This is a genomic window from Flavobacteriales bacterium (assembly GCA_016713875.1).
In the GTDB taxonomy this organism is placed as follows: Bacteria; Bacteroidota; Bacteroidia; order Flavobacteriales_F; family PHOS-HE28; genus PHOS-HE28.
Genome location: JADJOI010000003.1, coordinates 3,698,055 through 3,725,024, shown reverse-complemented (window position 1 = coordinate 3,725,024; position 26,970 = coordinate 3,698,055). Strand labels below are relative to the sequence as shown.

Below are 26,970 nucleotides of genomic sequence, written 5' to 3'. Positions count from 1 at the left end.
GGTTCAGAAGCTGAGGCGCAGACCGAGGCGGATCGTCCGCGGGGCGCCGAAGTTGCCGGGGTCGTTCACCTTCACGTTGTACAGGTCGGCGTAGCTCTGCGGGTCGGTCTGCAGCGCGATGTCGTTCTGGTACTGGGCAGCGGCCAGGTAGCCATCGTCGGTGGGGCTGCCGGTGGCGCGGTACACCCCGGTGATGTTGCGCGTGTTCAACAGGTTGGTGATCAGCAGGTAGATGTTCAGGTCCACCGCCTTGGCCTTGTCGCCCTCCTTCTTGCCCATGTTCAGCGGAATGTCCCGGTCCAACTGCATGTCGGCGGTGAACTGCCAGGGCAGGCGGGCACCGTTCACGCTGCCATCCAGCCGGTAGGAGCCCTGACCACCGGCAATGGCACCCTCCTGCACGATCTGAGCGGAATTGCTGTAGGGGGTGCCGCTGCCGAAGATCGTCACGAGGTTCACACCGGTGCGCTGCAGGATGGGTTTCCCGAACAGCATCGGACCGTTGTAGTCCTTGCCGGCACCATAGCGGAAGTCGGTGGTGACCTGAATGCGGTGTCGCTGGTCGAAGTTCAGACCGTTGATCACCCGCAGGTTGCTCTGGCCGCTATTGATCAGGGCCAGAGAGGTGTTGGGGTCGCTGCCCGTGCCTTCGGCGAACTGCAGCGTGTAATTGGCGCGCATCCAGATGTTGCCGGTGCGGCGCAGGTCGTAGGTGAGGCTCAGGCCCTTCACGGTACCGAAGTCGATGTTGTCGTAGGTGCGGTAGGTGCGCGGCCAGGCCTCTTGCACGTTGCGGATGGCGATCATGTCCCGCAGTTCGCGGTAGAAGGCGGCGATCTTCAAGGAACTGCTCTTGCTCAGGACCTGCTGGAAGCCGAGCTCGTAGTCGATGGTCTTGCTGGGCTTCAGCGAGGGGTTGTTCATGATGTCCCCCGTGGTCTCGATGTACGCCAGCCCAGGCAGATCAAGGCGAATGGCACTGGTGGGGCGCTGGGTGAGGATGTCGTAGTGCGCAAAGAACAAGGCCTCGTCGCTGATCGGGAAGCTGAACGCCACGCGGGGCATGATGTTCACGGCCGGCTGGTAGTCCTCGAAGGCACTCTTCTTCAGGCGGCTGCCGGGCAGGTCACCGTTGGGGTCCGACTCATAATCGATGAGGTAGGGCGCGATGCCTTCCGCACTGCGCAGCACCGAGGGGTCGGCGAGCTCCTCACCCGTAGCGCTGTACCACACATTGCCATCGCGGTAGCCCACGATGCGGGTGGGGTCGACCAGCCGGTCCACATAGATCACATAGTCGTCCCCGATATTGCTCGGACGGCCGTTGGCCAGAGACTCGCGGATGTCGCTGTCAGGAACCTCGGTCCCTGCTGTGTACGCCGGGCGCCAGAGGAACTTGTCCTTCAGGGTGTTCTGGTTCGCATCGAAGCGGTCCACCCGGACCCCCACGTTGAAGATGATGTCGTCGAAGGCGAACTTGTCCATCAGGTAGCCCGCCATGTAGATCGGGGCGAAGGGTGCCTGGACCCGGGTGAAGTTCCCGTTCTCATCGCGCTTGTCGAAGAAATCCTCGAACGCAGGGCGTCCCGAAATGCGGTTGCCCAGGTGGTCGTAACCGCTGAAGGTCACGTAAGCGTTCCCATCGTTGAGGAGCTCCTCGGCACTGAACATGTCCAGCGAATACACCGACGGGTCGACGGCATCCACGTCGATGAAGTCCGAGCCGTTCGGATCGAGGCCCAACGCCTCGCGCAGGCTGCGGTCGAAGAAGGGCTGGTCGTCACCCACCAGTCGATCGAACGTGTAGAACGGGAGCGTTCCGAAGGGATAGGTGATCGTCGCGTTGGAGAGCGACTCATCGTTCAGGTTGCGGATGTGGAAGTTCGCCAATTCACGGGCGCGGGTCCACAGACCGGCCGGAGCCAGACCGTAGCGCCGGTCCACCAGCTGCTCGTACTCCACACCCACGCTCAGGGCATGCTGGCCGATGTCGGCCGATCCCATGGCGGTCAAACGGAACTGATCGGTCTGGCGACGACGGAACTCGCCTCCGTCCGGATCATCGATGAACCCGATGTTGTTCCACAGATTGTAGAGGTTCCGCGGCCGTTCGCCGTTCAACAGACCGTTGCCCGCACGGATCGCGTTGAAATCCTCATAGGGACCGGAAGGGCCCTGTCCTCCGAAGAGGTTCGCGACGTTGAACGCCTCATACGGGAACAGGTTGAAGTACTGGGAGGTGATGGAAGCGACGTCGGCGTTGGTCTCGCTGGGCACGAACGTGACCAGCGTATCGCGGAAACCGGTGTGGACGAACGCGCCGAGCGTGTCCACGAACTCGTAGGTGGGAGCCCGGAAGGTGTTGAACCGGCCCAAATACCCGTAGTCGAAGAACTTGTCGCCGTGCTCCTGGTCCTCCACCCGCTGGGTGAAGCGGGAGTAGTCGAGCTGGATGCTATAGAACGCGTTCTTGATCTTGCTGGCCTGCTCACCATCCTCGCCGCCGCGGTTGGGGAAACGCTGCACGAAGCGAAGGAAACCACGCCAGGTGAGGTCGGTGTAGCGGAAGTTGTTGTCCGCGTTCAGCAGCGAGTTCGCCCGGTTGAAGTTCTGACGGTCCAGATAGTCCACACTGCCGCCCAAGGTCAGGCTGATGTTCTCCGTGGTGGCGATGTCGATCTTGCCCGAGGCCACGTAGGCCACCCGCCCGGCGTTCTGGCGGGTCTTGAACTGCTCGATGTCCTCGTCGCGCAGGAAGTCCGAGTTGTACACCACCGCATTGGACCCGGCGATGTCCCGGATGGATAGCGGGTCGGCCAGCAGTTCATCGCGCTTCTCCGGCCGCACACGCCAGTCGCCCACATAGCTCGGGTCGTTGTCCACGATGTTGCTGTACTGGCCGCTGAGAAAGAAGCCCAGCAGAGGGCGGGTCTTGTTGCCCACGCTGTCCTTCTTGAAGAAGAGCGGACCGCTGATGCTGGCCTCCACCTGATTGAACGCGTATTTGTCCAGGCCCACGATATCGGTGATGTCACTGCCCACTTTGAAGCCCGAGGTGAGGTATTCCACCCCACCGAAGAAGCTGCGGCTGGGGCCGCGGGTGGTGATGTTGATCACGCCGCCCGACACGTCGCCGTAGTTGGCCGGCACACCACCGGTGATCACCTGCACCTCCTCGATGGCGCTCTTGGGCAGGCCCGTGCCGGCGCCGGCGGGCACTTTCACACCGTCGATGTAGTAATAGGTGTTCTCCGTGCGTGCGCCGCGGATGCTGATGCCGCCATCGGTGCCCGCCGTGCTGGTGCCCGCCACCGTGGTGGCGATGGCCGCCGCCGAGCGCTGGGGCATGCGCGCGATGTCCTCCCGGGTGATGGTGCCTCCGGAGGCCCCACCGTCCTTCTGGATCAGCGGCACCTGGTATTGGACCACTTCGAACTCCTTGAGCTCAAGGCCCTGGGAGAGGTTGAGGTCCAGGAAGGTGATCTGGTTGCCGCTCACCACCACGCCGGTCTGCTTCAAGGGCTGGTAGCCCACGTAGGTGACGATGACGTCATACGAGCCCGGATCGATGGGCTTGATGAAGTAGTTGCCGTCGAAGTCCGTGGTGCCCGAGGCCACCACGGTACCGCGGTTCTCCACGGCGACGTTCACGAACGGCAGCGGCTCCTTGGAGACCTTGTCAGCCACTTTACCCTTGAGGCTTCCGGCGCCGACCTGTGCAAAGGCGGACACCGTAGCGAACAGACCAAGGGCGATCGAGGAGAATACCCTTCTCACCATCAACGAGTAGGTTTAACGAGTGGAACGACTGCGCAACGAGGGGGCGTAAAGATAGAAAGATCCGCCTTCCGCCAAATCTTCGGAAACCCGCGTCCAGCTTCAGATTCCATGCATCGGGGGCAAGTGGGAGGTCCGATCGGGGGGATGCTTGACGGTCGCATGACGGTCGCTTACCGGGGGCAAGGTATCCGCTTCCCGTGCTCACCACCCTACCGAATCCTGGGCGGGATATACCGGTCCGGAAGTGCTCAACGGGTGAAGGTGCGGCGGATCCAGCCGTCGCGATGCGGCCCGCTGCCCCGCCGGTCGGCCCGCTTGGTGTGCTGCCGGATCCGCTTGCGGGTGGCCTTGTCCTGGATCTTCAGGTGGCGGCGGCGATCGTCACGCTCCTGCCTCTGCAGTTGCTTGCGCTCCTCCTTCTCCTTGCGGGCCTGCATGCGTTCGGCCTCCTTCTGCCCGATGCCCTCCTGCGCGCGCACCATCGTGGGAGCGGCCGTCAAAAGGAGAAGGACGAACAGGGCGGACCAGCGCATGGCGCAAGGATACGACCAGCGGTGCCACAGCCACTACCTTTGACACATGTCCACGCACCGGAAGACCGCCGCCATGGTCGCGGTCCTGCTCACGGGACTGCTCCTGACCATCACCGGTTGCCGCAAGGAGACCAGCGGCGGCGTGCCGCTCACCCCGGTCGACTTCCAGATCAACGTGAACAACCCGGCATACAACGATCTGGCCGTGCCGGGCGGATGGCTCTACCTCACGGGTGGGTCGCTGGGCATCATCGTATACCGCAAGAGCATGGAGGAGTTCGTGGCCCTCGACCGCCACTGCCCCTACCAGCCGGCCGAGCTCTGCCGCGTGCATGTGGACGGCACCGACGTGATCGCACGCGACACCACCTGCTGCGGCAGCGCCTACCTCATCATGGACGGCAGCGTCACACAAGGTCCCGCATCCCTAGGGCTGCAGCGCTACAATACGGCGTTCAACGGGAGCATCCTCCGGATCTACAACTGAGCGGGTGGGTGGAGAGGTGCAAGGGTGCGGGTGCGCTTGCGCCGATGCTTGGACGAGACCCTGGTGGAGAAGTGCAAGGGTGGACGCCCGCGAGTTCGCCCAGGACCTGACCTGATAGGTTGCGATGGCGGAGCGGTCGTGGCGACACCGCATGGAACGGCAACGCCCCGGTGTCCTGGTGGACCCGGGGCGTTGCGTTCATGTTCGGATCAGTAGCGGTACGCGTCGCTCTTGAACGGACCGTTCTTCGGCACGCCGATGTACTTGGCCTGTGCGTCGGTGAGCTCCTCCAGCTCCACGCCGATCTTGTCCAAGTGCAGCCTGGCCACCATCTCGTCGAGGTGCTTGGGCAGCACATACACCTTGTTCTCGTAGTTGCCGTGGTTGTTCCACAGCTCGATCTGCGCCAGCGTCTGGTTGGTGAAGCTGTTGCTCATCACGAAGCTGGGGTGGCCCGTGGCACAGCCCAGGTTCACCAGGCGGCCCTCGGCCAGGATGATCACGTCCTTGCCGTCGATCGTGTACTTGTCCACCTGCGGCTTGATCTCCACCTTGGTGTGGCCATAGGCCTTGTTCAGCCAAGCCATGTCGATCTCGTTGTCGAAGTGGCCGATGTTGCACACGATGGCCTTGTCCTTCATCTTGCGGAAGGCGGCCTCGGTGACGATGTTGAAGTTGCCCGTGGTGGTGATGATGATGTCCGCGCGGTGCACGTTCGGCACCAGCTTCTTCACCTCGTAGCCGTCCATGGCCGCCTGCAGGGCGCAGATCGGATCGATCTCCGTGACGATGACGCGCGCACCAGCGCCGCGCAGGCTGGCCGCGGTGCCCTTGCCCACATCGCCGTAGCCGCACACGATGGCCACCTTGCCGGCCATCATGATGTCGGTGGCGCGGCGGATGGCGTCCACGGCGCTCTCCTTGCAGCCGTACTTGTTGTCGAACTTGCTCTTGGTGACGCTGTCGTTGATGTTGATCGCGGGCATCGGCAGGGTGCCGTTCTTGGTGCGCTCGATCAGGCGGAGCACCCCGGTGGTGGTCTCTTCGCTGAGGCCTTTGATGCCCTTCACCAGCTCGGGGTACTTGTCCAGCACCATGTTGGTGAGGTCGCCCCCATCATCGAGGATCATGTTCAGCGGCTGGCCACCCTCGAAGGCGAAGAGCGTCTGCTCGATGCACCAGTCGAACTCCTCATTGTTCATGCCCTTCCACGCATACACCGGGATGCCGGCCTTGGCGATGGCGGCGGCGGCGTGGTCCTGCGTGCTGAAGATGTTGCAGCTGCTCCAGCTCACCTCGGCTCCGAGCTCCTTGAGGGTCTCGATCAGCACGGCGGTCTGGATGGTCATGTGCAGGCAGCCGGCGATGCGGGCGCCCTTGAGGGGCTTCTCCGTGCCGTACCGGGAGCGCAGGGCCATCAGGCCGGGCATCTCGGCCTCGGCCAGTTCGATCTCCTTGCGACCCCACTCAGCGAGGGCCATGTCCTTCACTTTGTACTTCAACTGTTCGGCGGTCTTGGTGCTCATGCGTTGCTCGCCGTAGCCCGGCGTAGGCGTAGGTGCGGATCTGCTCGGGGGCGTCCCGTTCGCGGCGGCAAAGGTAGCGGTTCGGAGGGCTGAAGGCCAGCGCTGTTGACTATGTTCGCACCGATGGGCGCCGTGGTGGAACAGCTCGAGGACGCGAAGGTTCGCGGGCGCAAGCTCCTGGCCGTGCTCATCGACCCCGACTTCGGACAGGACGAGGCCCTGCTGGAGCGCACCGTGCAGAACGCCTGCATGGCCAAAGCGGATCTGCTCTTCGTGGGCGGCAGCCTGCTCACCTCGGCCTCCTTCGACCGCTGCGTGGACCTGGTGAAGCGCTGGAGCGACCGGCCTGTGGTGCTGTTCCCGGGCAGCCCGGCCCAGCTCAGCCGCCACGCCGACGCGGTGCTCTTCCTCAGCCTGATCAGCGGCCGCAACCCCGAGCTGCTCATCGGCCACCACGTGACCGCCGCGCCCACCATCAAGGCCCTCGGTCTGGAGGCCATCCCCACCGGCTACATGCTGGTGGACGGCGGCAAGCCCACCACGGTGAGCTACGTGAGCCAGACGGTGCCGATCCCCCGCGACAAGCCCGGCATCGCCGCTGCCACGGCCCTGGCGGGCGAACTGCTCGGCCTGCGCACCATCTACCTGGACACGGGCAGCGGCGCCGACCGCACCGTGAGCCCCGAAATGGTGGCCACCGTGCGGCGCACCGTGCAACTACCGATCATCGTGGGCGGCGGCATCCGCGATGCGGCCACCGCGCGCGGCCTGTGCGACGCCGGGGCGGACGTGGTCGTGGTGGGCACCGCCTTCGAACAGGATCCCGAGCTCATCTTCGCCCTGAGCGAAGCGGTGCACGGGTGATCAGCGCTTGACGAAGCGCGCCGTGCGGACCTTGCCGTCCACATCGGTCACGCGCAGCACGTGGACCCCGGTGACCAGGGTGCTGATGTCCAATGGCCCTTGGGGTGCAGCGGATGCCATGACGATGCGGCCATCCGCCCCAAGCACCTCGAGCTGCGCGCCAGGCATCACCCCTTGCAGGTACAGCCGATCCTCCGCCGGCACCGGGTGCAGCGACAGATCCGACGCCGGCTCCGGTTCTTCAGCCGCTCCCAAGGCAAGCGCGCAATCGCCCACGCCGCCCACGTTCGGTCCCCATTGCACCGTGTCGTTCGCGGTCATGCACACCAGCTCTCCGATCCCCGACACGCTGCCGCACGGATTGGTGAACAAGAAGCCGCCCAGGCCGCCGATACCTTGGATCCAATAGGCGCTAACGCCAATGGGGTTCGGGACGCAAGCGAGCCCGATGCGCTTACGCGGTGTGCCATTGATCAGTACCGTGTCCACGGACCAGACGAACACGTCCTGCATCCACATGGAGAAGACATTGAAGACCGTGTCACCGGGAACGACATCGAAGTCGAGCAGAAGCGCAGGCACCGAACCTCCCGGCTCGCAGAAGTACACCTGCCCCATCTCGTTGTCACGCAGTGCGCCGCCGTAGTCGGTGAAGCCGAACGTGTTCGTGACGTTCAGTTTCTTGAACACGTCCCCGGCGATGACGGTATCCGGCGACTGTGCGTCGTACTCATAGAAGTAACCCTCGTACGGATACCCCGGTCCGATCCAAAAGGAGACGGTCCAGCCGGCGTTGGCGTCCGGCAGCGCATCGAACTGGGCGTGCGTGGGAAGCACGAGCACCGCGGCGAGGAGGGTAACGATGTTCCGGACCATGGCGCAGGGGGTTTGCACAAAGGACGCAGATCGCACCCTGAACGCTGTTCATGCTCCGGCCGGGCAGCGCGATGCACCTTCGTGTCGTCCACTGGACAACCCTGGTTCCATGCGCGCATCATTCTTTCCCTTGAGCATCGTGGCCCTGGCGGCCCACGCTCAGTTCCCCCTCAGCCAACCGGCCACCGGCGATACGGTGTACTCCGGCACGGACCTGCTGACCCCGGTCGCCTGCTGGCCCTGGGGCCCGGGCGCCCTGCTGCCCATGCAGGCCGACCCCGGAGCCCGGCTGGTGCGGCTGGATGACGACGGCACCTGGCTCGGTGCGGAGGCGCTGCCGGCGGCCTTCGCGTATGTGTTCGGCAGTGCGGACGACAACCCCGCTCCGGTGATCGTGGGACGCAGCATCGCGCATCGCGCCTACATCGCCCGATTGAACGGCGCGGCCGACGGCGTGCAATGGGCCGATTCGCTGATGGTGAACAACGAGACCTACTTCTCCAACGTGACCGTCCTCGGGAACGGCGACCTGCTGGCCTGCGGCACGTCGTACGTCACTCCCATGGACCTTCGGCCCATCGTGCGCCGCTATGGCCCCGGAGGGCAGCTGCTCTGGACCTACAGCCTGCCCGGCCAGCCCATCGAACGCGCCGTGCATGGCCGCGAGCTGTCCGACGGCGCCCTGCTGGTCACCGGCCTGAGCGGACCGCCGATGCCCGGCTCCATCCAGGTGCTCTGCAAACGGTTCAGCGCCACCGGTGCGCTGGAGGCCTCGGCGTCCATGGGCACCAGTGGTTTCCAACAGGGACATAAGGTGTTGGAGCGGCCCGCTGGTGGTTCCATGATCTTTGGCCGGCAGGATAGCGGGTTGGACGGCCTTGCGATGCATGTGGATGATCAATGTGCCCTCCAGAGCCAACACTACCATCCGGGGTTGAAGCTGTACGATGCCTGCTTCGACCCCCTGACGAACACGTACCTGGCCACTGGTCATCGAGACCTGCACTGCCTTGTGGCCCGGTTCAATGACCAGGGCGATACGCTCTGGACGCATACGTATGCCGAAGGGATCGGCCGGCACATCCGGCCCGACGGCCATGGAGGCTTCCTGGTGAGCGGCACGGCCGCGGACAGCCTCACCGGCCTCTTTCTTCGGCCCTACCTGCTGCGCGTGGACGGGGATGGCTCCATGCTGGGCGTGGTGACCGTCGGCGCATCGACGGGCACGGCGCAGCTGCTCGACATCGACGCGGAGGGCGGCGCATGGATCCAGGTGGCCGCCCCCTGCCGCTGGACGCTGCTGGACGCCACGGGGCGGCTGGTCGATGAAGGCCGGATCGCCCAGGCCGGTCGGGCCTCGATCCCCGCACCCCGCAGCAAGGGGCTGGCGCTGCTGCAGCTGCGCGACGACCAGGGCCGCACCGAGGTGCTGCGCTGGACGACGCCCTGAGCGCGGCGCTGCGGCGGTCGGACCTGATTTCCCCCGCCCGCATGCGCCTCGTCCTCACCGTCACGCTCTGCCTGCTCGCCGCGGCCGCCCGGCCGCAGAACGACTCGCTGTGGACCGTCTGGCGCAACGAGGCCCTGCCCGACAGTGCGCACCTGAAGGCCATCGCCACACTGTCCTGGAAGGCGGCGTTCGAGCGGCCGGACAGCGGCCTCGCTTTGGCGCGCATGCAGTTGGAACTGGCGCGGACCACCGGTGACCCGAAAGCCCTGTACACCGCCTACAACACGCTGGCCGTGGGGCACAAGATGCGCAGCGACCTGCCCGCCGCGCCCGATCACTTCAACCGCGCCAAGGAGGTGGCCCGGTCCATGACCGACCGCGGGCGCACCGCCGCCACGCTCAGCAACAGGAGCACGGTGCACAAGGACCTCGGCGACCTGCCGCGCGCGCTGGAGCTGCTGCACAGAGCCTCCGCATCGACCAGGAGCTGGGCAACACCGAGGGTGTGGCCAGCACCTACAACAACATCGGCAACACCTACGAACGGCTGAACGAGTTCGGCAAGGCGCTGCAGAACTACCAACGCAGCGCCGCGCTGTACGACGAGCTGGGCAATGCCAAGGGTCGGGCCAGTGCCCTGGTGAGCATCGGCACCACACACAGCGACCTCGGCGAGCGCGACAAGGCCGCCATCGAACTGCAGGAGGCCATCGCCCTGTACCGCGGCCTCGGCAACCGGCTCGACCGGGGCAAGGCGCACAACAACCTCGGCCAGGTGCTCTCCCGCCTGGGCCGCCCCCGCAAGGCCCACGCCCACTTCGACACCGCGCGCACCGTGTTCACCGAGCTGGACACGAAGGACCCGTTGACCCGCAACCTGTTCTATGCGGGAGAGGCCTACCTCGCCGTAGGCCGTGCCGCCGATGCGCTCAAGGTGTGCCGCTGCGGGCTGGTCCTGGCCGACAGCCTGGGCCTGCTGACCCAGCGCAAGGAATGCACCGAGTGCGTGATGCGTGCGCTGGCCCTGGCCGGCGATTTCCGCAGTGCGTACGACGCGCAACGGTCCTACCTCTCGCTGGACGACACGCTGGACAAGGTGGACAATGGCAAGGAAGTGCTGCGGCTGGAACTGGTGCGCGACTTCGAGCAACAGCAGATCGCCGACAGCCTCGCCCGCGTGAAGGAGGCGTACGCGCAACAACTGGCCTTCGACCGGCGCATGGCCGACGAGCGTTCGCGCCGCGGCCTGCTCATCGCGGGCATCCTGCTGGTGCTCGTGATCGCCGGTGCGCTGCTCAACCGCCTGCGCTACCACCCAGCGCGCCAAGAGGGCCATCGAGCACGAGAAGGAGCGCAGTGATGAGCTGCTGCACAACATCCTGCCCGTGGAGGTGGCCGCCGAACTGAAGGCCACGGGCCGCGCCGAAGGGCGCACTTACACCAGCGCCACCGTGCTCTTCACCGACTTCAAAGGCTTCACCCAGCTGAGCGAACAACTGAGCGCCGCCGAGCTCGTGGAGGAGATCGATGCGCGCTTCAAGGGGCTCGACGCCATTGTGGAGCGGCATCGCGTGGAGAAGATCAGGACCATCGGCGACGCGTACATGGCCGCGGCCGGATTGCCCGACCCGAAGGCGTCCTCCGCAGCGGACATCGTGCTCGCGGCGCTCGACATGCGGGACCACATCGCGCAGCGCCGCACCGAGCGCCTGCGCGCCGGCAAGCCCGCCCTCGAGATGCGCATCGGCCTGCACAGCGGACCGGTGATGGTCGGCAGCGCGGGCTTGCGCACCTCGCCGGTGAGGGCGGGCACGGCCAGCACCCAGTGGAAGGTGTTGTCCGCGAGCCCGTTCCGCAGGATGTCGATGTCGCAGCTCATCATCGTTTCGCCGCCGGTGTTCTGGATGCGCAGCACCGGGGTGATGCCGCCGTCGCAGGTGCGGTCGAGCCCTTCGTAGCTCAGGATCGTGGCGTCGAAGCTCTGGGCGCTGAGCAAGGCGGGCGCCAACAGGGCGGCGACGAGGAGGGATCGGGTGCGCATGGCCGGGGTCGTTGGATCACCCAAACGTCGTGCGGCGGCCACGACGGGTCATGGTAACCTTCGTTAGTCCTTTTGCGACGGCCGCTCACCACCGCACCGTCACCCCGCCCAGCACGTGGATCGGCGCCTGGGGATAGAGGCCCACAAGCTCGTGGCGCGTACCGCCCTCGATGAAGCTGTAGCTCCAACCGTTGTTCTCGTATTGTTCGCTGAGGACGTTGCGCACGGTGAGGGTGAGGTCGATGGTCGGGATCCGGAACAGCCGGTGCAGCGAGGCGTTGAGGCGCAGGTCGTTCACCACGTACGGGTCAATGGCGGGCGATGCGTCCGCGGTGTTGATGTGCTCATGGTGCGCGCGGCCATTGAGCAGGACCCGGAGATCGTATTCGCGCTGAGCGAGGCGGTGCATCGGTAAGGCGAACCTCAGCCCTTCTTAGGTCGCTTTGACTTCGCCACTGGTTTGCCGAAACATTCCGGGAACTCCCCCTTGAGATCTTGCACGAGGTCTGGCCGATCGATGCTGCTCCAATACCCTTCGGCTTTCTTCACTTGTGCGCATTGATCAGCACCCTGCGCGAGCCTCGCGAGCCGCCGATGGGTCTGGCCCAAGGAGTAAGGCTCCGGGATCCGTACGTAGAAGGACAGTGCTTCTTCATACCGCGCGCGCGCCTCGTCGTGCTGGCTGCGCCGAAGGGCGATGTCGCCCAGGCTCAGGATGCAATTCGCCTCGCCCAACACGTCGCCCACGCGTTGGTACAGCGGCCGCGCTTCCTCATACCGCGCGCGCGCCTTGTCGTGCTGGCTGCGCGCTAGGGCGATGGCGCCCAGTCTCTGGATGCAATTCGCCTCGCCCAACACGGAGCCCACGCGTTGGAACAGCGGCCGCGCTTCCTCATATCGCGCGCGCGCCTCGTCGTGCTGGCTGCGCCGAAGGGCGATATCGCCCAGGCTCTTGATGCAATTCGCCTCGCCCAACACGGAGCCCACGCGTTGGTACAGCGGCCGCGCTTCCTCATACCGCGCGCGCGCCTCGTCGTGCTGGCTGCGCGCTAGGGCGATGTCGCCCAGGCCCTTGATGCAATTCGCCTCGCCCAACACGTCGCCCACGCGTTGGTACAGCGGCCGCGCTTCCTCATACCGCGCGCGCGCCTCGTCGTGCTGGCTGCGCGCTAGGGCGATGTCGCCCAGGCTCTGGATGCAATTCGCCTCGCCCAACACGTCGCCCACGCGTTGGTACAGCGGCCGCGCTTCCTCATACCGCGCGCGCGCCTCGTCGTGCTGGCTGCGCTGGGGCGATGTCGCCCAGGCTCTGGATGCAATTCGCCTCGCCCAACACGTCGCCCACGCGTTGGTACAGCGGCCGCGCTTCCTCATACCGCGCGCGCGCCTCGTCGTGCTGGCTGCGCGCTAGGGCGATGTCGCCCAGGCTCTGGATGCAATTCGCCTCGCCCAACACGGAGCCCACGCGTTGGTACAGCGGCCGCGCTTCCTCATACCGCGCGCGCGCCTCGTCGTGCTGGCTGCGCGCTAGGGCGATGTCGCCCAGTCTCTGGATGCAATTCGCCTCGCCCAACACGTCGCCCACGCGTTGGTACAGCGGCCGCGCTTCCTCATACCGCGCGCGCGCCTCGTCGTGCTGGCTGCGCGCTAGGGCGATGTCGCCCAGTCTCTGGATGCAATTCGCCTCGCCCAACACGTCGCCCACGCGTTGGTACAGCGGCCACGCTTCCTCATACCGCGCGCGCGCCTCGTCGTGCTGGCTGCGCGCTAGGGCGATGTCGCCCAGTCTCTTGATGCAATTCGCCTCGCCCAACACGTCGCCCACGCGTTGGTACAGCGGCCGCGCTTCCTCATACCGCGCTGCGCCCTCGTCGTGCTGGCTGCGCTGGGGGCGATGTCGCCCAGGCTCTGGATGCAATTCGCCTCGCCCAACACGGAGCCCACGCGTTGGTACAGCGGCCGCGCTTCCTCATACCGCGCGCGCGCCTCGTCGTGCTGGCTGCGCGCCAGGGCGATGTCGCCCAGGCATCTCAACACTTGTGCCCGCTCTCGGGGTGCATCCTCACCGAATCGGGCCAGCGCAGCCTCCATAACACCACCTTCGGCCCGGCCGGTGAACCGCGTGAACTGGGCCCAGCCTAAGAGTGCGCGAAGCAGGCGTTCAGTGGTCATGGCTTGCAGGCCAGCTTGAGCAGATGTTCAATATTGGCGGCTTCCGCTTTCAACCGGGCCGCAGCAGCCGCGCCGCCTTCAGCACCCACCTTGTCGCCCTCCTTGGCCGCCAAGTCGTCCAAGAAGTGCCTGTTCAGTGCTTCCAGATCCGCATCCCCCAAGGTCAAGGTACTATGCACGTATGCCCGTATGGTTGGCAGCATGCGATAGCGGCCCGACTCCTCGAAGAGCAGACCTACTGAGACGGTGACAAAGAAGCGGTCGATCGGCACGATCTGTGGATCGAGCTTGACATGAAGCGAACAGATGCGCGAAGCCTCAGCGATGAGGCGCTGAACGAACGATTGCGGCAGGCGGTGCGCTGCCGCTTGCAAGGTTGCGGGCTGAAAGAGTCTTCCGCGCTGTGCAGCCTTGGGCTGACGGCGGCCAATGATGCTTGGCAACGCTATCAGCGCGGGGATGGAGAGCCGTTGAGGTATGCCGCAGCGGGCGGCCGCAAGGCAGCGGCATGATCCTGACGCAAGAGCAGCAGAAGCAGACACTTCGGCTGATCGCTGACAAGATGCCCGATCAATTGAAGTTGCCCTATGCGCTGTGGTCACGCAAGGCCATCGCGCTGTTGATCAAAGAACGCTTCGGCGTAGTGCTGCCCGAACGCACGATGACCGACTACTTGAGCCGTTGGGGCTTCAGCGCACAGAAGCCGATGCGCCGCGCAGCAGAACAGCGGCCCGAACTGGTGCGCAAGTGGCGTGAAGAGGTCTATCCGGCGATCAAGCGCAGGGCCGAATGGAGGGCGCGGACATCCATTGGGGGATGAGACCGGCCTGCGCAATGATGATGTGCGTGGACGGAGCTTCGCCAAGCGTGGCAAGACGCCGGTGGTGCGTGTGCTGAACAAGCGCTTCGGCCGTTCGATCATCTCCACCATCACCAATCGCGGCCAGATGCGGTGGATGGTCTTCAAGGGCGCCCTTGATGCGGAGATCTTCCAGGATTTCCTCGCACGTTTGATCAAAGGGGCAAAGCGCAAGGTGTTCCTCATCCTGGACAACCTGCCGGTGCATCATGCCAAAGTCCTGCGCCCATGGCTGGAAAAGCACAAGGAGCGCATCGAACTGTTCTTCATGCCGGGCTACTCACCCGAACTCAACCCCGTGGAGGTGGCCAATGCCGACCTGAAGAAGAACGTGACCAGCGCTCCGCCGCCGCGCACCGAGGAGCAACTCGTTGAGAACATCTTGGCCCATTACCGAAGCGTGTCCAAGAAGCCCAAGCACATCAAAAGCTACTTCGGTCACCCCGATGTTCGATATGCCGCATGAAACCGGATCTTCACCACCGGCTCAGTAATTGCTCAAGGGTGTGGACGCCTGTTGATGAGAAGCCAATGTGGGCAAGGTCGCCTGTGGCCGATCCTTCAGGCAGTTCTGCAATACACCGCCAGAGTCGCTTGGCTTCGTCTGTCATACGCGGGCTGTTCAAGGAGCAATCGATGGAGACATGGAGGTTGTCCAGACGGTCGCTCGCCACGCCACGCTTGAGCATCTTCGTTTTCTCCGTCCTCCACCGCTCCAGCACACGCGTTATCGATCCCGCTCCTCTGCTCTGGTGCGCCATCAGGTTGATCGCGAGCGGCCATCCGGCGAGTTCAACGAGCAATTCCTCAAGGTCCTGGTCCTTATCGTGCTCCGGGGCTACGCTCAAGAACATTTCTCGCGCCGCATCACCTGCCAATGGATCCAAATGCGGTATCGGCTCCAGCCACGCCAGCCGGCCGGGTTGTTCAACTCCTCGTATCGTCGCCACCAACAACACATGCTTGATGCTGATCATCCGAGCGAGGAACTCCTCCACGGCCACGCGCTGGTCCGTCGGCTCCCATGGTGTTTCGATATTATCCAGGGCCAAGGCCACCGGCTCCCGTGCCAGTTCATTCAGAACCACGTCATCGATGGACTGCGATGCCACGGCAACCACGCCCATGGCATTCGCGATGGCGGTGGCCATGTCGCTCAATGTGGCAGAGCCATCCAGGCGCACGAAGAAGCGCCGCGGTCCGAAGCGCGCTTCGACATCGGTGTTATGCAAGGCGGCCAAGCAAAGGTTCGACTTTCCGAAGCCTGGGCCACCTGTAACACAAACAGGGCGTCCGCTCTGGCTCAGCATCGCCCCAACAAGCGCTTTGATCTCTTCGTCCCGGCCGAAGGTGAGCGGAGCCGGTGGTAAGCGTAATGGCGGCGGTGCAGCGATCACTGAACTCTTGAGTTCAACACTAGCTGGCGCCAAACCTCTTAGGAACGCAGGTAGCTCGTTGTAGTCCTTGCCATAAACGATCGGAGTGATCCGGTCGCTTGCATGCAACCTCTGCGCATCTTCAAACTCCTCCTCGCGAACCAGTCGATAATGAGATTGTGTGTAACCCTTGAGCTCGTTAGAGGCCCAAGCACGAAACGCTTCAAAGTGAGGGTCCTCGAATGTTCCACCACAGCCCACATAGATGATGGATCGCGTCATGCTAATCGCATTCCGGAAGGCCTCAGCGAACTGGTCATTCACGATCGTATCGTAGGAAGCGATGTCCAGAACGACCGATTCCGGAGACTTGTAGTATCCGTGCAAATGTAGAATTTTCGCAGGAGCCTTGCCATTCATGAATTGAAGACACTGATATCCTTGTCTCCATGTGATCGCTTCGGACCTCATTGGGCAAGTTCGCTCCAACAGTTGATCATAGTTCAAGGTGATCAATGGTGCACTCAAGCCATGAATGCAATCAAGCACTTCCGGATGCGTCGGCATCAACGCCCCAACAGTGCCATCCAGCCACTGCTCAAACTCGAACATGCGGGTTCCAAAAGCCTTGCGCACCATCCCTGCCGCCAAAACCACTTCTCCTGCTGCCATGAGACTATCGAAGGCAGTGCGCTTCTTCGCATCGATCCAGCCCCGGTCCGTGCAGTAGTTGGCACCTTGTTTCAATAGGCCTGCCCAGGATGCACATTCCGCACCGTCGGTCGCCATGATCGAAACGCCTGTCCCGACCACCACGACGGCGCGGCGCTTTTCAAGCGCCTCACGCATCTGTTCAAGTGGTGTTAGCATCTTACTGATCGAGATAGTACGTGGGCAATAAGTGCTTCGGTCGCCGACGAAAATAGTCGACATCGGCTACTATCCAACGTACGCCAATGCCACACGCAGCGAAAATCGATCCGCGCTGCATATCTGATCCGCCGCTCACCACCGCACCGTCACCCCGCCCAGCACGTGGATCGGCGCCTGGGGATAGAGGCCCACGAGCTCGTGGCGCGCACCGCCCTCGATGAAGCTGTAGCTCCAACCGTTGTTCTCGTATTGTTCGCTGAGGACGTTGCGCACGGTGAGGGTGAGGTCGATGGTCGGGATCCGGAACAGCCGGTGCAGCGAGGCGTTGAGGCGCAGGTCGTTCACTACGAAGGCATCGAGCCTGCGGGCGGCGCTGCCGCTGTTGTCGAGGAACTGCTCGCCCACGAACTTGGTCACCCACGCGATGTCCGCACGGCCGTGGTCGGTCTTGTCCCAGAGCGTGAAGGCGAGCTCGCTGCCGGCGATCCACTCGGGGCTGAAGGCGATGGGCGTCTCCGTGTAGCGGACGGCCTGCTGACCACCGCTGTCCCAGTCGTCCACGTACTCCACGAGGTCGAGGATGCGGTTGCGGCTCCAGGTGGCGTTGCCCTTCCACAACAGCCGGCGCACGGGGCGCAGCGCCCAGGTGAGCTCCAGGCCTGCGCGGTAGCTGCGGGGCACGTTGGTGCGCAGCGCGGCGCCCACATCGTTCAGTTCGCCGGTGAGCACCAGCTGGTCGGTGTAGTGCATGTAGTAGCCGTTGAGGCCCACGGCCAGGCGCCCGCTGCGGCGTTCGTAGCCGGCCTCGACGTCCACCAGGCGTTCGCTCGTGGGGCGGCTGCCGGGCGTGGTCTCCGTGAAGTCGTCGCGGTTGGGCTCGCGGTTGGCGACGGCCGCGCTGGCATACATCCGCCCGCCCTCGTGCACGCGCCAGTCCACCCCGGCCTTGGGGTTGAAGAAGGTGAAGGCGGCGTTCTGGGTGACGTTGTCCAGCTCATCGTCGAAGCCGAGGAAGGCATGGTCCACCTGGCGCACCTGCACATCGCCATAGAGCTGCACACGGTCGCCGACGCTGTAGGTGAGCTTGGCGAAGGCGTTGGCGTCGCGCTTGCGGGCATCGTTGGTGTAGTAGCGATCGCCGGGGGCGGTGGCGCCGGCGAAGCGCGCCCAGATGACCTCGCCGAAGTGGTCGCCGCGGTAGTCGCTGTAGCTGCCGCCCACGATGAGCTGGTGCGCGCGGAAGCGGTGCGTCAGCGAGGCGTTGACGCCGAGCAGCGTGTTGTCCAGCCAGCGCCGCTGCACCAGGTCGCCGGTGCGGACGGTGTCGCCGCCGATCACCGGTGCGCCGATGCCGAAGAAGCCCAGGTCGGCCTCGTCCTCGTAGCTCTCGAAGAAGCCGCGGCCGTCCGTGCGGAAGCCGGTGAGGTTGATGGTGGTGCGCCCGCCCAACTGCTGGTCGAACAACAACTGGTAGTGGAGCTGCCGGTAGTCGTCCACCTCGTTGGCATAGGTGTAGGGGTTGTAAGTCCGGTTCGTATCGATCACTTCGCGCGGCACGCCGGCCCAGGCCTGGTAGGTGACCTCGCGCCCGCCGAAGGTGATGAAGCGCAGGCTGCGCGTGCGGCCCGCCCAGGCGCCCTGCACGAAGTAGCTCTTCAGGTCGGCGCTGGCGCGATCGATGTAGCCGTCGCTGGCGATGTGGCTGAGGCGCGCGTCGAGGCTGAGGCCGGCGGCCGATGTGCCCGTGCCGGCGCGCGCGGTGAAGCGCCGCGTGTTGAACGATCCGCCGAAAGCGCTCACCTCGCCGAAGGGGGCCTCGCTCACCGTGGTGGTGCGCAGGTTGATGCTGGCCCCGAAGGCACCGGGTCCGTTGGTGCTGGTGCCCACGCCGCGCTGCAGCTGCACGTCCTGCGTGCTGCTCGCCAGGTCGGGCATGTTCACCCAGAACACCGCCTGGCTCTCGGCGTCGTTGATGGGCACGCCGTTGACGGTGACGTTGATGCGCGTGGGGTCGGTGCCGCGCACGCGCAGACCGGTGTAGCCGATGCCCGTGCCCGCGTCCGTGGTGGTGACCACGCTGGGCTGCGCGTCGAGCAGGATGGGCAGGTCGACCCCCGTATTGCTCCGCATGAGCTCCTCGCGGGTGAGGGTGCTCTGGGCCACCGGTGCGCGCTCGCCGGCGCGCACGGCCACCACTTCGGCACTGCGCAGCAGCCGGGCCTGCGGGCGCAGCATCAGGTCCAGGCGCTGTTCCCCATCGCCCAGTGCGATCACCGTGTCCACCGGCGCGAAGCCCAGGTGGGCGATGCGGACGCGCTGCGGTCCGGTGCGCAGACCATGCAGCACGTAACGGCCCTGCGGGTCGGCGCTCGTGCCGAAGCGCTGGTCGTCGCCCACCACCACGGTGGCGCCGGGCAGCGGCCCGCCTTGATCATCGGTGAGGGTGCCGCGCAGGATGGCCTGGGCGCTGGTGAGCAGCGGTGCCAGCGCGCCGCAGAGGGCGAGGGTGCGAAGGGGATGCATGGCTTCTCCGGGGGTGCGGGTCGTGACGCGGAGAAGCCCCGTTGCGGGCCGGGTCCCTTCGCAGCATTACCTGCGCAGGTTCGTCGGGTATGATCTCAGCACCCTCCCGAAGGCGGGGCACCCCGTTGCACGACGGGGCGAAGGTAGATCCGGGATCGGCGGACCTGGCACGCGAATGCTCAGATGGGCACCTGCTCCATCCGAACGCGCCGCTTGATCGCGGGCCGCACCGCGCGCAGGTCGAGCAGGTCCACACTGATCGGCAGGTCGCTCTCCTGGAACGCATGACGCAATTCGGCCAGGGTGGCCAGGTCGAGCTCGGCACCCGCGTCGATGGCCAGATCGAGGTCGCTGAAGGGCCGCGCCGTGCCCTTCACGCGCGAACCGAAGGCCCAGGCCTTCGCACCGGGCACCTGCTCGGCCAGGATCCGCCGCACCTCGGCGCGATGATCGGGATGCAGGTCAAGCATGGTGTTCCTTCAATCGGCGCAGGAGGAGGGCCGTGTCCTTGACGAACGCGCCCAGCAACGCCGTCACTTTGCGCGCGCTCACCTCATCGTAGGTGTGGCTCGTGAGGTTGCGGGCCTCGTGATAGGCGAACCAAGGCGATGGATCGTCGATGAGCGAGGCCCGGGCGGCGATGCGGAAAAGCTCGCGCCTCGGAACGTTGTCCAGCTCCTGCATGCCGGTCCATTGCAGGTGGGGCCGCATCATCTTCCACGCCATCTCGTAGGTGAACTCGAAGCGCTTCACGGCGGCATCACGGACCACATCGTCGTCCAGGTCCATGCGCGTCACCTTGCGCAGCGCGCTGAGCGAGCGGCGCAACGGACCGAGGTCGAGCGTGCCGGTGGCCATGTGCCGCCGAAGATACCGGGTCAACGCCGCCCCCGCCGCATCAGGTCCTCCACCACGAGCGTGGCCACATCCATCCGCCGCGCGTGATCGCCCTCGACCACTGTGAAGGGCAGGCTGCGCGTGCGCAGTTCGTTCACCCACACCTCGAAGAGGCGGTGCCGGTCGTGCGGGTTCTCGCGCAGGGGATCGGGCTCCCAGGGCATGTCCGGCCGGCAGAGCAGGCGCCAGTCATAGCCCACTTCGTCCACCAGGCGCTCGATGGTCGGGTGCACGCGTCCGAACTTCTCGCGGGACCAGATCACGAAGTTCACGGTGTCGGTGTCGAAGAAGACCGGTTCGATGGGCGCGGCGCCGCCGCCGTCGGCACCGCCGATCGCCTCCCAGTGCTCCGCCGCGAACTGCGGCGCATCCTGGTGCATTTGCGCCTGACCGCGCGCCATCTCCAGCACATCGTCCTCGGTGTAGGGCCGGTCGAGCTCTTCCAGGTATTCGCGCGCGCCTTCGGTGACGTGACCGGCGAAGAAGTGATGCATGAGCGCCTCGCACAGCGTTGTTTTGCCGCTGCTCTCGGGCCCCACGATGGCGATGCGCACCAGCTCCATCCGCCGTGAAAGTAACGGTCCATCACCGTGCAGGCAGCGTTGTGGCGTGCGCCCTCCTCTACCCGGCAACACGGACCAAGCTGAACGACCATGAACCGGACCTGCATACTCCCGATCTTCCTGTTGGGCGCCCTCGCGCTTCATGCGCAAATAGCCCCGCAGCAAAGCGCCCCGCTGCGGACGCACCTGCTCGAAGTGAACCGCCAATGGGCGGTGATGGACCCCACCCCCGAAGGTGGAGAGGCCGTCGTGGCCTTCCACAGCGAGGCCGAGCGCATCGCCGCGCACCTGCGCCTGGTGCGCGAACAGCTCGTCTCCCGCGCCCCTGAGGGACTTTCGGCCGCGCAGGCGGAGGAGCGCCACCGTCTGCTCAACGCCCTGGGCGCGTACGCCGAGCGCCGCACCTTTCCGCAGAACCATGTGCTGCCGTACCGTAACCCGGTGTTCATCGATCCGCACCACACGGCCTGCGCGGTGGGTCAGCTGATGATCGAGAGCGGTCATCGTGCGCTGGCCGAACGCATCGATGACGAGCAGGAGCTGGCCTACGTGGCCGACCTGCTGCGGTCGCCATCGCTTGGAGCCCCGATCGCTGGCTGGGCCGTGGAGCATGGCTTCAGCGCCGATGAGCTGGCGTGGATCCAGCCCGGGTATCCGCCCAGCATCCCATGGAACACGCTGGGCACGGGCACGGACAGCAGCGTAACGGCCCTGCTCGCGCTGGGCAACGGCGATCTGCTGGTGGCCGGCGCCTTCACCACCGCCGGCGGCAACGCAGCCACCCGCGTGGCCCTCTGGAACGGAAGCAGCTACAGCGCACTGGGCACCGGCGTGAGCGGTGCGGCCAGCTGCGCGGTGCTGCACAACGGATCGATCGTCCTGGGCGGCACCTTCGAGAACGAGCAGGCCGACCTGGCCGTGTGGAACGGGACCAGCTGGTCGTACACGAACGTGTTCCCCGGCATGGCGCCGCGCACCCACGCGCTGCACGTGCACAACGGCGTGCTGCACGCCGCGGGCGAGGCCAGCGGGTTCGCGGGCACCGATGATGTGGTGAAGCGCCTCGTGAACGGCATGTGGGAACAGGTGGGCAGCCCCTTCGACGCCACCGTGATGGCCCTGGCCACGCACAACGGTCAACTGGTGGCCGGCGGCGCCTTCACCACGCTGGAAGCGCCGATCGAGCCGGTGCTGCTGCACTGCGCCACCATCGGCAGCAGCGACTGGCAGAACCTGGCCATCGGGCTCGATGCGCCGGCGCGTGCACTGCTGAGCGCGAACGACACCTTGTACGCCGCGGGCGACCTCTGGGCCAACATCGTGCCCACCTACGGTCTGGCTCGTCTGGCCACCGGCGCCACGACCTGGGAGCATCTTCTTCCCGGTCACGACCTGTACATGCCGGCCGGGCCGGGTCCCACGTACATCAGCTCGCTCGCGCACCACGGAAACACCCTGTACTTCGGAGGCGACTTCACCATCTACCAGATGATGACCGATGGCTCCCACATCGGCCGCTTCCATGGCACACCCGATGCGGCCGAGCCGATGGCCTGGCTGGAAGCCCCTGTTCATGCGCTGGCCACCTTGAGCAACGCGCTGGTGATGGGCGGCGACTTCGCCATGGTGTACGACCATGTGGCCATCACCGACCTCAGCCTGGGCCTTCCCGATGATGACCGCCCGATGCCCGGCCTCTTCCCCGTTCCGGCCGATGCGCTGTTGGACGTGACCCTGCCTGCGAGCGTGGAGGCGGGCACCATCCTGCGCATCACCGACGCCGCCGGTCGGGTGGTGCAGGACCACGCGGCCACCGGTGGCGATCGCCAGCGCATCGATGTGCATACGCTGACGCCCGGTGCGTACTGGTTGAGCGTGGGCACCGATGGCCGCTGGCGCGCTGCGCCGTTCACCAAGCGCTGATCCCGGCACTGCGCGAACGGGCCTCCGCGAACCACTGCGGGGGCCCGTTCGTTCCTTTGCGCCCATGGGGAAGCCTGCGCGCGCCGTCGTGATCGGTACCGGCGTGGCCGGGCTGGCCGCTGCTGTGCGCCTGGCGGTGAAGGGCTACCGCGTGGACGCCTACGAGGCCGCCGCCGCGCCCGGTGGCAAGTTGGCGGAGCTCCACCTCGGCGGCTTCCGCTTCGACAAAGGCCCTTCCCTGTTGACGCTGCCGCACCTGGTGGAGGAGCTCTTCACCCTCGCCGGCCGGCCCATGGCTCCGCACTTCAGCTTCCGGCCCACCGAGATCGCCTTCCGATACTGGTGGGAGGATGGCACCCGCGTGACGGGCTGGAGCGATCCGGAGCGGCTCGCGGAGGAGCTGGAACGCGTGCTCGACGTCCCGCGCGCCGTCACCCGGAAGCACCTGCGGCGGGCCTCCGCCCTGCTCGACCGCACGGGTCGCACATTCCTGGAGCACTCGCTGCACCGCTGGAGCACCCTGTGGAACGGTGGCGTGGCGCAAGCCCTGCTGGCCGCACGTCCGCGGGAGCTCTTCGGCAGCCTGCACGACGTGAACACCCGCGCCCTGCGCCACCCCAAGGCCGTGCAGCTCTTCGACCGCTACGCCACCTATAACGGGAGCGACCCGCACCGCAGCCCGGGGATCATGCGCATGATCCCCGGATTGGAGCACGGCCGGGGCGCCTACCACGCGGTGGGCGGCATGCACCGCATCGTGCGCGCGTTGCACAGCCTGGGCACGGAGCTCGGCGTGCAGTACCACTTCGACGCGGCGGTGGAGCGCATCCGCTTCAGCGCGGACCGGCGACGGGTGGCGGGCGTGCGTGTGAACGGGACCGATGTGGATGCCGAGGTCGTGCTGTGCAACATGGACGTGGAGCCGGCCTACCGCAGGCTGATGCCCGATCTGCCCGCACCCGAGCGCACCCTGCGGCAGGAGCGCAGCAGCTCGGCGCTGGTCTTTTGCTGGGGGATCGACCGGAGCTTCCCCGAGCTGGGCCTGCACAACATCCTCTTCAGCCGGGACTACCGCGCGGAGTTCCGACACCTGTTCGACACGCTGGACCTGGGCGACGACCCCACGGTGTACATCAACATCACCAGCAAGGAGGACCCCGAGGACGCGCCGCCGGGTTGTGAGAACTGGTTCGTGATGATCAATGCGCCGCGCCACATCGGACAGGACCGTGACGCCTTGGTGGCGCACGCCCGGCGCACGGTGCTGGACAAGGTGCGACGTACCCTGGGGGTGGACCTGGCGCCGCGGATCGCCGTGGAGGAGGTGCTGGACCCCGCCGGCATCGAGGCCGCGACCTTCAGCCACCAGGGCTCCATCTACGGCACCAGCAGCAACACGCCGTGGGCGGCCTTCCTTCGCCACCCCAACGACCATCCGACGGTGCGCGGCCTGCACTTCTGCGGCGGCAGCGTGCACCCCGGCGGCGGCATCCCGTTGAGCCTGCTGAGCGCCCGCATCGCCACCGAAGTCCTGCCCCCCGCATGATGCAGCGTCTGCTCCAGTGGTTCGACCGGACCAGGGCCACCTTCATCATCGTGGTGCTGCAGTCCGTGGGCCTGGCCGGCCTGGCCAGCCCGTGGGCCGAACACCTCGTGCCGCTCACCCCGGTGACCCTGCTGATCATCGCCCTGCTGCTGCTGCTGCACACCCGGCCCGATGCGCTCACCCTGGCGTTCGCGGCGGGCGTGCTCGTGCTGGGCTTCCTGGTGGAGATGGCGGGCGTACGCACCGGGGTCATCTTCGGGCACTACCAGTATGGCGACGCGCTGGGGCTGAAGCTGTGGGACACGCCGCTGATGATCGGCGTCAACTGGCTGCTGCTCGTGCTGTGCATCGGCCCGCTGATCGCCGGGGTGGCCCTGCCCACCTGGGCCCGCATCGCCGTGGCCTCCCTGGTGATGGTGGGCGTGGACCTGCTGATCGAGCCCGTGGCCATGCAGCTGGGCTTCTGGACCTGGGACGGCGGTGTGGTGCCCATGCGCAACTACATCGCCTGGGGCCTGGTGAGCGCGGTCTTCTTCGCCGCCTACTTCACCCTGCCGGTGAAACGCACGAACCCGCTGGCCCCCGTGGTGCTGGGCGCGCAGCTCTTCTTCTTCGCGGGCATCATCGGCATCGGCGCACTGCAGGGCCGCGAGGCGTACACCTATCTGGCGCTCGACCTCTTCACGCTGAGCTTTCCGCTGCAGCGCAGCTTCGAGCCCCGTGTGCGGTACTGGCGCAAGTGGCCCGGGCTGTTCACCGGCACGGCCGTGATGGCCGCCACCTTCATCGCGTGGGACGCCATCTTCACGGCCACCGGCGTGTGGGGCTTCAACCCGCGCTACCTCACTGGGCCGCATATCGGCGGCCTGCCCATCGAGGAATGGCTCTTCTTCCTGGTGGTGCCCTATTCCTGCACCTTCATCTACGAGGTGATGCGCTACTTCGTGCGCCGCGACGTGCTGGGGCGCGTGGCCCGGCCGCTGGCGATCGCGCTTATCGTGGTGCTCACCGCCGTGGGCGGGATCCACATCGACCGCATCTACACGGCGATCACCTTCCTGTGCACCGCCGCCCTGCTGGCCGTGCATGTGTTCGTGCTGCGCAGCCCTTACCTGGGCCGCTTCCTGCTGGCCTATGCGGTGAACCTGGTCCCCTTCATGCTGGTGAACGGCATCCTCACCGGCACGCTGCTCGACGAACCGGTGGTGTGGTACAACGACGCCGAGAACCTGGGGATCCGCGTGGGCACCATCCCGCTGGAGGACAGCATGTACCTGCTGTTCTTCCTGCTGCTCACCGTCACCTTCTACGAGCGGCCGCTGCAGCGTGCGCACGGCGACCTGCCACCGCCCGTGCCCGGTCGCGGCGCGGACTGAGCTGTAGGTCAAGCCTGGGAAGAGGTACGTTGCCGTGCTTCATGCCACTGCCGGTGCCAGCGCCGCAGTGCCGAGGCCGACAGCACCACGTACACCGCGTACAGGCCCACGTACCACCACAGCCCGAGCATCGCGTAGAGCGCGATGGCCACGGTGTCGGCCACGATCCAGTAGGCCCAGTTCTCCAGCACCTTGCGCGCCAGCATCCAGGTGGCCAGCAGGCTGAAGGCCGTGGCGAAGCCGTCCATCGACACATGCTGCGCACCGGGGAGCAGGCGCAGCAGCAGCGCCAGCGCCACGGTGCCCGCCAGACCGGCGCCGATGACGGCCCCGTGGAAGGCGGCCCCATGACGGACGATCGGCAGCTCGGCCCCCGGGCCGCGGCCCCACGACCACCAGCCATACACGCCCATGATCACGTACACGCCGTTCAGCGCCACCTGCGCATACACCTGCTGGTGAAGGAAGAGCGCGATGCCCAACGCCGACGCCGCGATGCCGAAGATCCAGCCGATGCGCCGCTCGTAGAGCATGAGCACCGTGTAGGCCAGGTTGCCCGCAGCGGCCACGGCTTCCAGCAGGCTCCAGGCGAAGGGGCTCATCCGCGGCGCACGCTCACATGCCGCAGTTGCACGGCGCGCTGAACTGGATCTTCGCACGCGGCCACAGCCCGGCGATGCGCTCCATCTCCTTGGGGCTGAACTGGATCACCCGCAGGTCCACGTAGCGCAGGGCCTCGAGCTGTTCCAGCTCATCGGGAAAGGTGGCCAGGTCGTTGCTCCACAGGTCGAGGCTGGTGAGCTCCTTGAGGCGGCCGAGGCAGGCCGGAAGACCGGTGAGCGCGTTTCGGCTCATGTCCAGTCGCTTCAGGTGGCGCAACCCGCAGAATCACTTCGGGGAACGCGACGAGCTTGTTGCCGCTCAGGGTCAGCTCCTGCAGGTGGGCCAGATCCGTGAACCAGGCGGGCAGCTCCTTCAGCTTGTTGCGGCCCAGGTCCAGCGCGTTGAGGTTGGGCAGGCGGCGAAGCTCTTCGGGCACGGCCTTCAGCTTCTGCTTGCTCAGGTCCAACCGGTACACCTGCATGGGCTCGGCCAACGCGCGTTCCAGGCTGCGGTAGGTACGCACGGTGTCCAGCGTGGACTGCGGCAGGGGCTGAGCGTGGGTGGCCGGCGAGAAGGAATAAGGAACAAGGAAAAAGAACCAGGAACGAAGAACGAGGCGGACGAAGCGCGCCTGCGAGCCCGAGGCCGGAGACGGTCGGCCGTTCTTGACGATGCAGCGGAGCACGGTGTACATGGTGCAGG

25 protein-coding genes and 1 pseudogene are annotated in these 26,970 nt (G+C 66.0%); 11 read left to right on the top strand and 15 right to left on the bottom strand.

What is annotated here, in order from left to right:
• Positions 1 to 3 precede the first annotated feature (3 nt).
• Together IPJ87_17410 and IPJ87_17405 are read right to left on the bottom strand one after the other, a co-directional pair.
• Positions 4 to 3,780: a carboxypeptidase regulatory-like domain-containing protein gene (locus tag IPJ87_17410; protein MBK7943624.1), complete on the bottom strand. Its 3,777-nt coding sequence runs from the start codon at positions 3,778 to 3,780 to the stop codon at positions 4 to 6.
• Positions 3,781 to 4,028: 248 nt separating this feature from the next.
• Complete coding sequence (locus tag IPJ87_17405) at positions 4,029 to 4,313, bottom strand: hypothetical protein (GenBank protein MBK7943623.1); 285 nt, start codon at positions 4,311 to 4,313, stop codon at positions 4,029 to 4,031.
• 46 nt (positions 4,314 to 4,359) lie between these two features.
• Between IPJ87_17405 and IPJ87_17400 the strand changes: the two genes are divergently transcribed.
• A complete protein-coding gene (locus IPJ87_17400; protein MBK7943622.1) occupies positions 4,360 to 4,800 on the top strand; it encodes a hypothetical protein in 441 nt (146 codons plus the stop codon).
• A 209-nt stretch (positions 4,801 to 5,009) separates the two neighbouring features.
• Here IPJ87_17400 and IPJ87_17395 read toward each other — a convergent pair whose 3' ends face one another.
• Entirely contained in the window at positions 5,010 to 6,326 is a 1,317-nt protein-coding gene (locus IPJ87_17395) for an adenosylhomocysteinase (protein MBK7943621.1), read from the bottom strand.
• Between the two features lie 123 nt (positions 6,327 to 6,449).
• Between IPJ87_17395 and IPJ87_17390 the strand changes: the two genes are divergently transcribed.
• Positions 6,450 to 7,190 (top strand): geranylgeranylglyceryl/heptaprenylglyceryl phosphate synthase, encoded by a 741-nt coding sequence (locus IPJ87_17390; protein MBK7943620.1) that lies wholly within the window; start codon positions 6,450 to 6,452, stop codon positions 7,188 to 7,190.
• Here the strand turns inward: IPJ87_17390 and IPJ87_17385 are convergent, their stop codons facing one another.
• Positions 7,191 to 8,066, bottom strand: a complete 876-nt coding sequence (locus IPJ87_17385) for a T9SS type A sorting domain-containing protein (protein MBK7943619.1) — start codon at positions 8,064 to 8,066, stop codon at positions 7,191 to 7,193.
• Positions 8,067 to 8,175: 109 nt separating this feature from the next.
• Here IPJ87_17385 and IPJ87_17380 point away from each other — a divergent pair, with 109 nt between their 5' ends.
• From IPJ87_17380 to IPJ87_17365, 4 genes are read left to right on the top strand one after another with little or no spacing between them, the layout of a single operon-like run.
• Positions 8,176 to 9,516 (top strand): hypothetical protein, encoded by a 1,341-nt coding sequence (locus IPJ87_17380; GenBank protein MBK7943618.1) that lies wholly within the window; start codon positions 8,176 to 8,178, stop codon positions 9,514 to 9,516.
• A 41-nt stretch (positions 9,517 to 9,557) separates the two neighbouring features.
• Positions 9,558 to 10,067 carry a hypothetical protein gene (locus IPJ87_17375; protein ID MBK7943617.1) on the top strand — a complete coding sequence of 170 codons (510 nt, stop codon included), beginning with the start codon at positions 9,558 to 9,560 and terminating at the stop codon, positions 10,065 to 10,067.
• Positions 10,022 to 10,876, top strand: coding sequence for a tetratricopeptide repeat protein (locus tag IPJ87_17370; GenBank protein MBK7943616.1), 855 nt, complete (start codon positions 10,022 to 10,024; stop codon positions 10,874 to 10,876). Before IPJ87_17375 ends, IPJ87_17370 begins: the two co-directional genes overlap by 46 nt.
• A complete protein-coding gene (locus tag IPJ87_17365) occupies positions 10,803 to 11,474 on the top strand; it encodes a hypothetical protein (protein ID MBK7943615.1) in 672 nt (223 codons plus the stop codon). Before IPJ87_17370 ends, IPJ87_17365 begins: the two co-directional genes overlap by 74 nt.
• 168 nt (positions 11,475 to 11,642) lie before the next feature.
• Here the strand turns inward: IPJ87_17365 and IPJ87_17360 are convergent, their stop codons facing one another.
• The 3 genes and pseudogenes from IPJ87_17360 to IPJ87_17350 form a co-directional block, all read right to left on the bottom strand.
• Complete coding sequence (locus tag IPJ87_17360) at positions 11,643 to 11,966, bottom strand: hypothetical protein (GenBank protein ID MBK7943614.1); 324 nt, start codon at positions 11,964 to 11,966, stop codon at positions 11,643 to 11,645.
• A gap of 14 nt (positions 11,967 to 11,980) precedes the next feature.
• Positions 11,981 to 13,475, bottom strand: a pseudogene (locus IPJ87_17355) (tetratricopeptide repeat protein).
• Positions 13,476 to 13,725: 250 nt separating this feature from the next.
• On the bottom strand, positions 13,726 to 14,172 hold the full coding sequence (locus IPJ87_17350; GenBank protein MBK7943613.1) for a hypothetical protein: 447 nt from the start codon (positions 14,170 to 14,172) through the stop codon (positions 13,726 to 13,728).
• 65 nt (positions 14,173 to 14,237) lie between these two features.
• On the opposite strand from IPJ87_17350, the gene IPJ87_17345 reads away from it, so the two are divergent.
• Positions 14,238 to 14,549: a winged helix-turn-helix domain-containing protein gene (locus tag IPJ87_17345; protein MBK7943612.1), complete on the top strand. Its 312-nt coding sequence runs from the start codon at positions 14,238 to 14,240 to the stop codon at positions 14,547 to 14,549.
• The gene (locus IPJ87_17340; GenBank protein ID MBK7943611.1) at positions 14,539 to 15,054 is read left to right on the top strand and encodes an IS630 family transposase; all 516 of its coding nucleotides are present in this window, start codon (positions 14,539 to 14,541) and stop codon (positions 15,052 to 15,054) included. Before IPJ87_17345 ends, IPJ87_17340 begins: the two co-directional genes overlap by 11 nt.
• Before the next feature lie 10 nt (positions 15,055 to 15,064).
• Here the strand turns inward: IPJ87_17340 and IPJ87_17335 are convergent, their stop codons facing one another.
• From IPJ87_17335 to IPJ87_17315, 5 genes are all read right to left on the bottom strand, one after another.
• The gene (locus IPJ87_17335; GenBank protein MBK7943610.1) at positions 15,065 to 16,813 is read right to left on the bottom strand and encodes an SIR2 family protein; all 1,749 of its coding nucleotides are present in this window, start codon (positions 16,811 to 16,813) and stop codon (positions 15,065 to 15,067) included.
• Between the two features lie 156 nt (positions 16,814 to 16,969).
• Positions 16,970 to 19,360 carry a carboxypeptidase regulatory-like domain-containing protein gene (locus tag IPJ87_17330; protein MBK7943609.1) on the bottom strand — a complete coding sequence of 797 codons (2,391 nt, stop codon included), beginning with the start codon at positions 19,358 to 19,360 and terminating at the stop codon, positions 16,970 to 16,972.
• 179 nt (positions 19,361 to 19,539) lie between these two features.
• Positions 19,540 to 19,830: a nucleotidyltransferase domain-containing protein gene (locus IPJ87_17325; GenBank protein MBK7943608.1), complete on the bottom strand. Its 291-nt coding sequence runs from the start codon at positions 19,828 to 19,830 to the stop codon at positions 19,540 to 19,542.
• Positions 19,823 to 20,218, bottom strand: coding sequence for a nucleotidyltransferase substrate binding protein (locus tag IPJ87_17320; GenBank protein ID MBK7943607.1), 396 nt, complete (start codon positions 20,216 to 20,218; stop codon positions 19,823 to 19,825). Before IPJ87_17320 ends, IPJ87_17325 begins: the two co-directional genes overlap by 8 nt.
• 20 nt (positions 20,219 to 20,238) lie before the next feature.
• Positions 20,239 to 20,820 (bottom strand): ATP-binding protein, encoded by a 582-nt coding sequence (locus tag IPJ87_17315; protein MBK7943606.1) that lies wholly within the window; start codon positions 20,818 to 20,820, stop codon positions 20,239 to 20,241.
• Between the two features lie 90 nt (positions 20,821 to 20,910).
• Here IPJ87_17315 and IPJ87_17310 point away from each other — a divergent pair, with 90 nt between their 5' ends.
• The 3 genes from IPJ87_17310 (at position 20,911) to IPJ87_17300 (ending at position 25,665) form a co-directional block, all read left to right on the top strand.
• The gene (locus tag IPJ87_17310) at positions 20,911 to 22,743 is read left to right on the top strand and encodes a T9SS type A sorting domain-containing protein (GenBank protein MBK7943605.1); all 1,833 of its coding nucleotides are present in this window, start codon (positions 20,911 to 20,913) and stop codon (positions 22,741 to 22,743) included.
• 64 nt (positions 22,744 to 22,807) lie between these two features.
• Positions 22,808 to 24,289, top strand: a complete 1,482-nt coding sequence (gene crtI / locus IPJ87_17305) for a phytoene desaturase (protein ID MBK7943604.1) — start codon at positions 22,808 to 22,810, stop codon at positions 24,287 to 24,289.
• Positions 24,286 to 25,665 (top strand): carotenoid biosynthesis protein, encoded by a 1,380-nt coding sequence (locus tag IPJ87_17300; GenBank protein ID MBK7943603.1) that lies wholly within the window; start codon positions 24,286 to 24,288, stop codon positions 25,663 to 25,665. The genes crtI and IPJ87_17300 overlap by 4 nt, the downstream gene beginning before the upstream one ends.
• Before the next feature lie 8 nt (positions 25,666 to 25,673).
• Here IPJ87_17300 and IPJ87_17295 read toward each other — a convergent pair whose 3' ends face one another.
• The 3 genes from IPJ87_17295 to IPJ87_17285 are packed head-to-tail and all read right to left on the bottom strand — an operon-like array spanning position 25,674 to position 26,962.
• Positions 25,674 to 26,267 (bottom strand): nicotinamide mononucleotide transporter, encoded by a 594-nt coding sequence (locus IPJ87_17295; GenBank protein ID MBK7943602.1) that lies wholly within the window; start codon positions 26,265 to 26,267, stop codon positions 25,674 to 25,676.
• 13 nt (positions 26,268 to 26,280) lie between these two features.
• Positions 26,281 to 26,520, bottom strand: coding sequence for a leucine-rich repeat domain-containing protein (locus IPJ87_17290; protein ID MBK7943601.1), 240 nt, complete (start codon positions 26,518 to 26,520; stop codon positions 26,281 to 26,283).
• Positions 26,417 to 26,962 (bottom strand): leucine-rich repeat domain-containing protein, encoded by a 546-nt coding sequence (locus tag IPJ87_17285; GenBank protein ID MBK7943600.1) that lies wholly within the window; start codon positions 26,960 to 26,962, stop codon positions 26,417 to 26,419. The genes IPJ87_17290 and IPJ87_17285 overlap by 104 nt, the downstream gene beginning before the upstream one ends.
• Between the last annotated feature and the right edge of the window lie 8 nt (positions 26,963 to 26,970).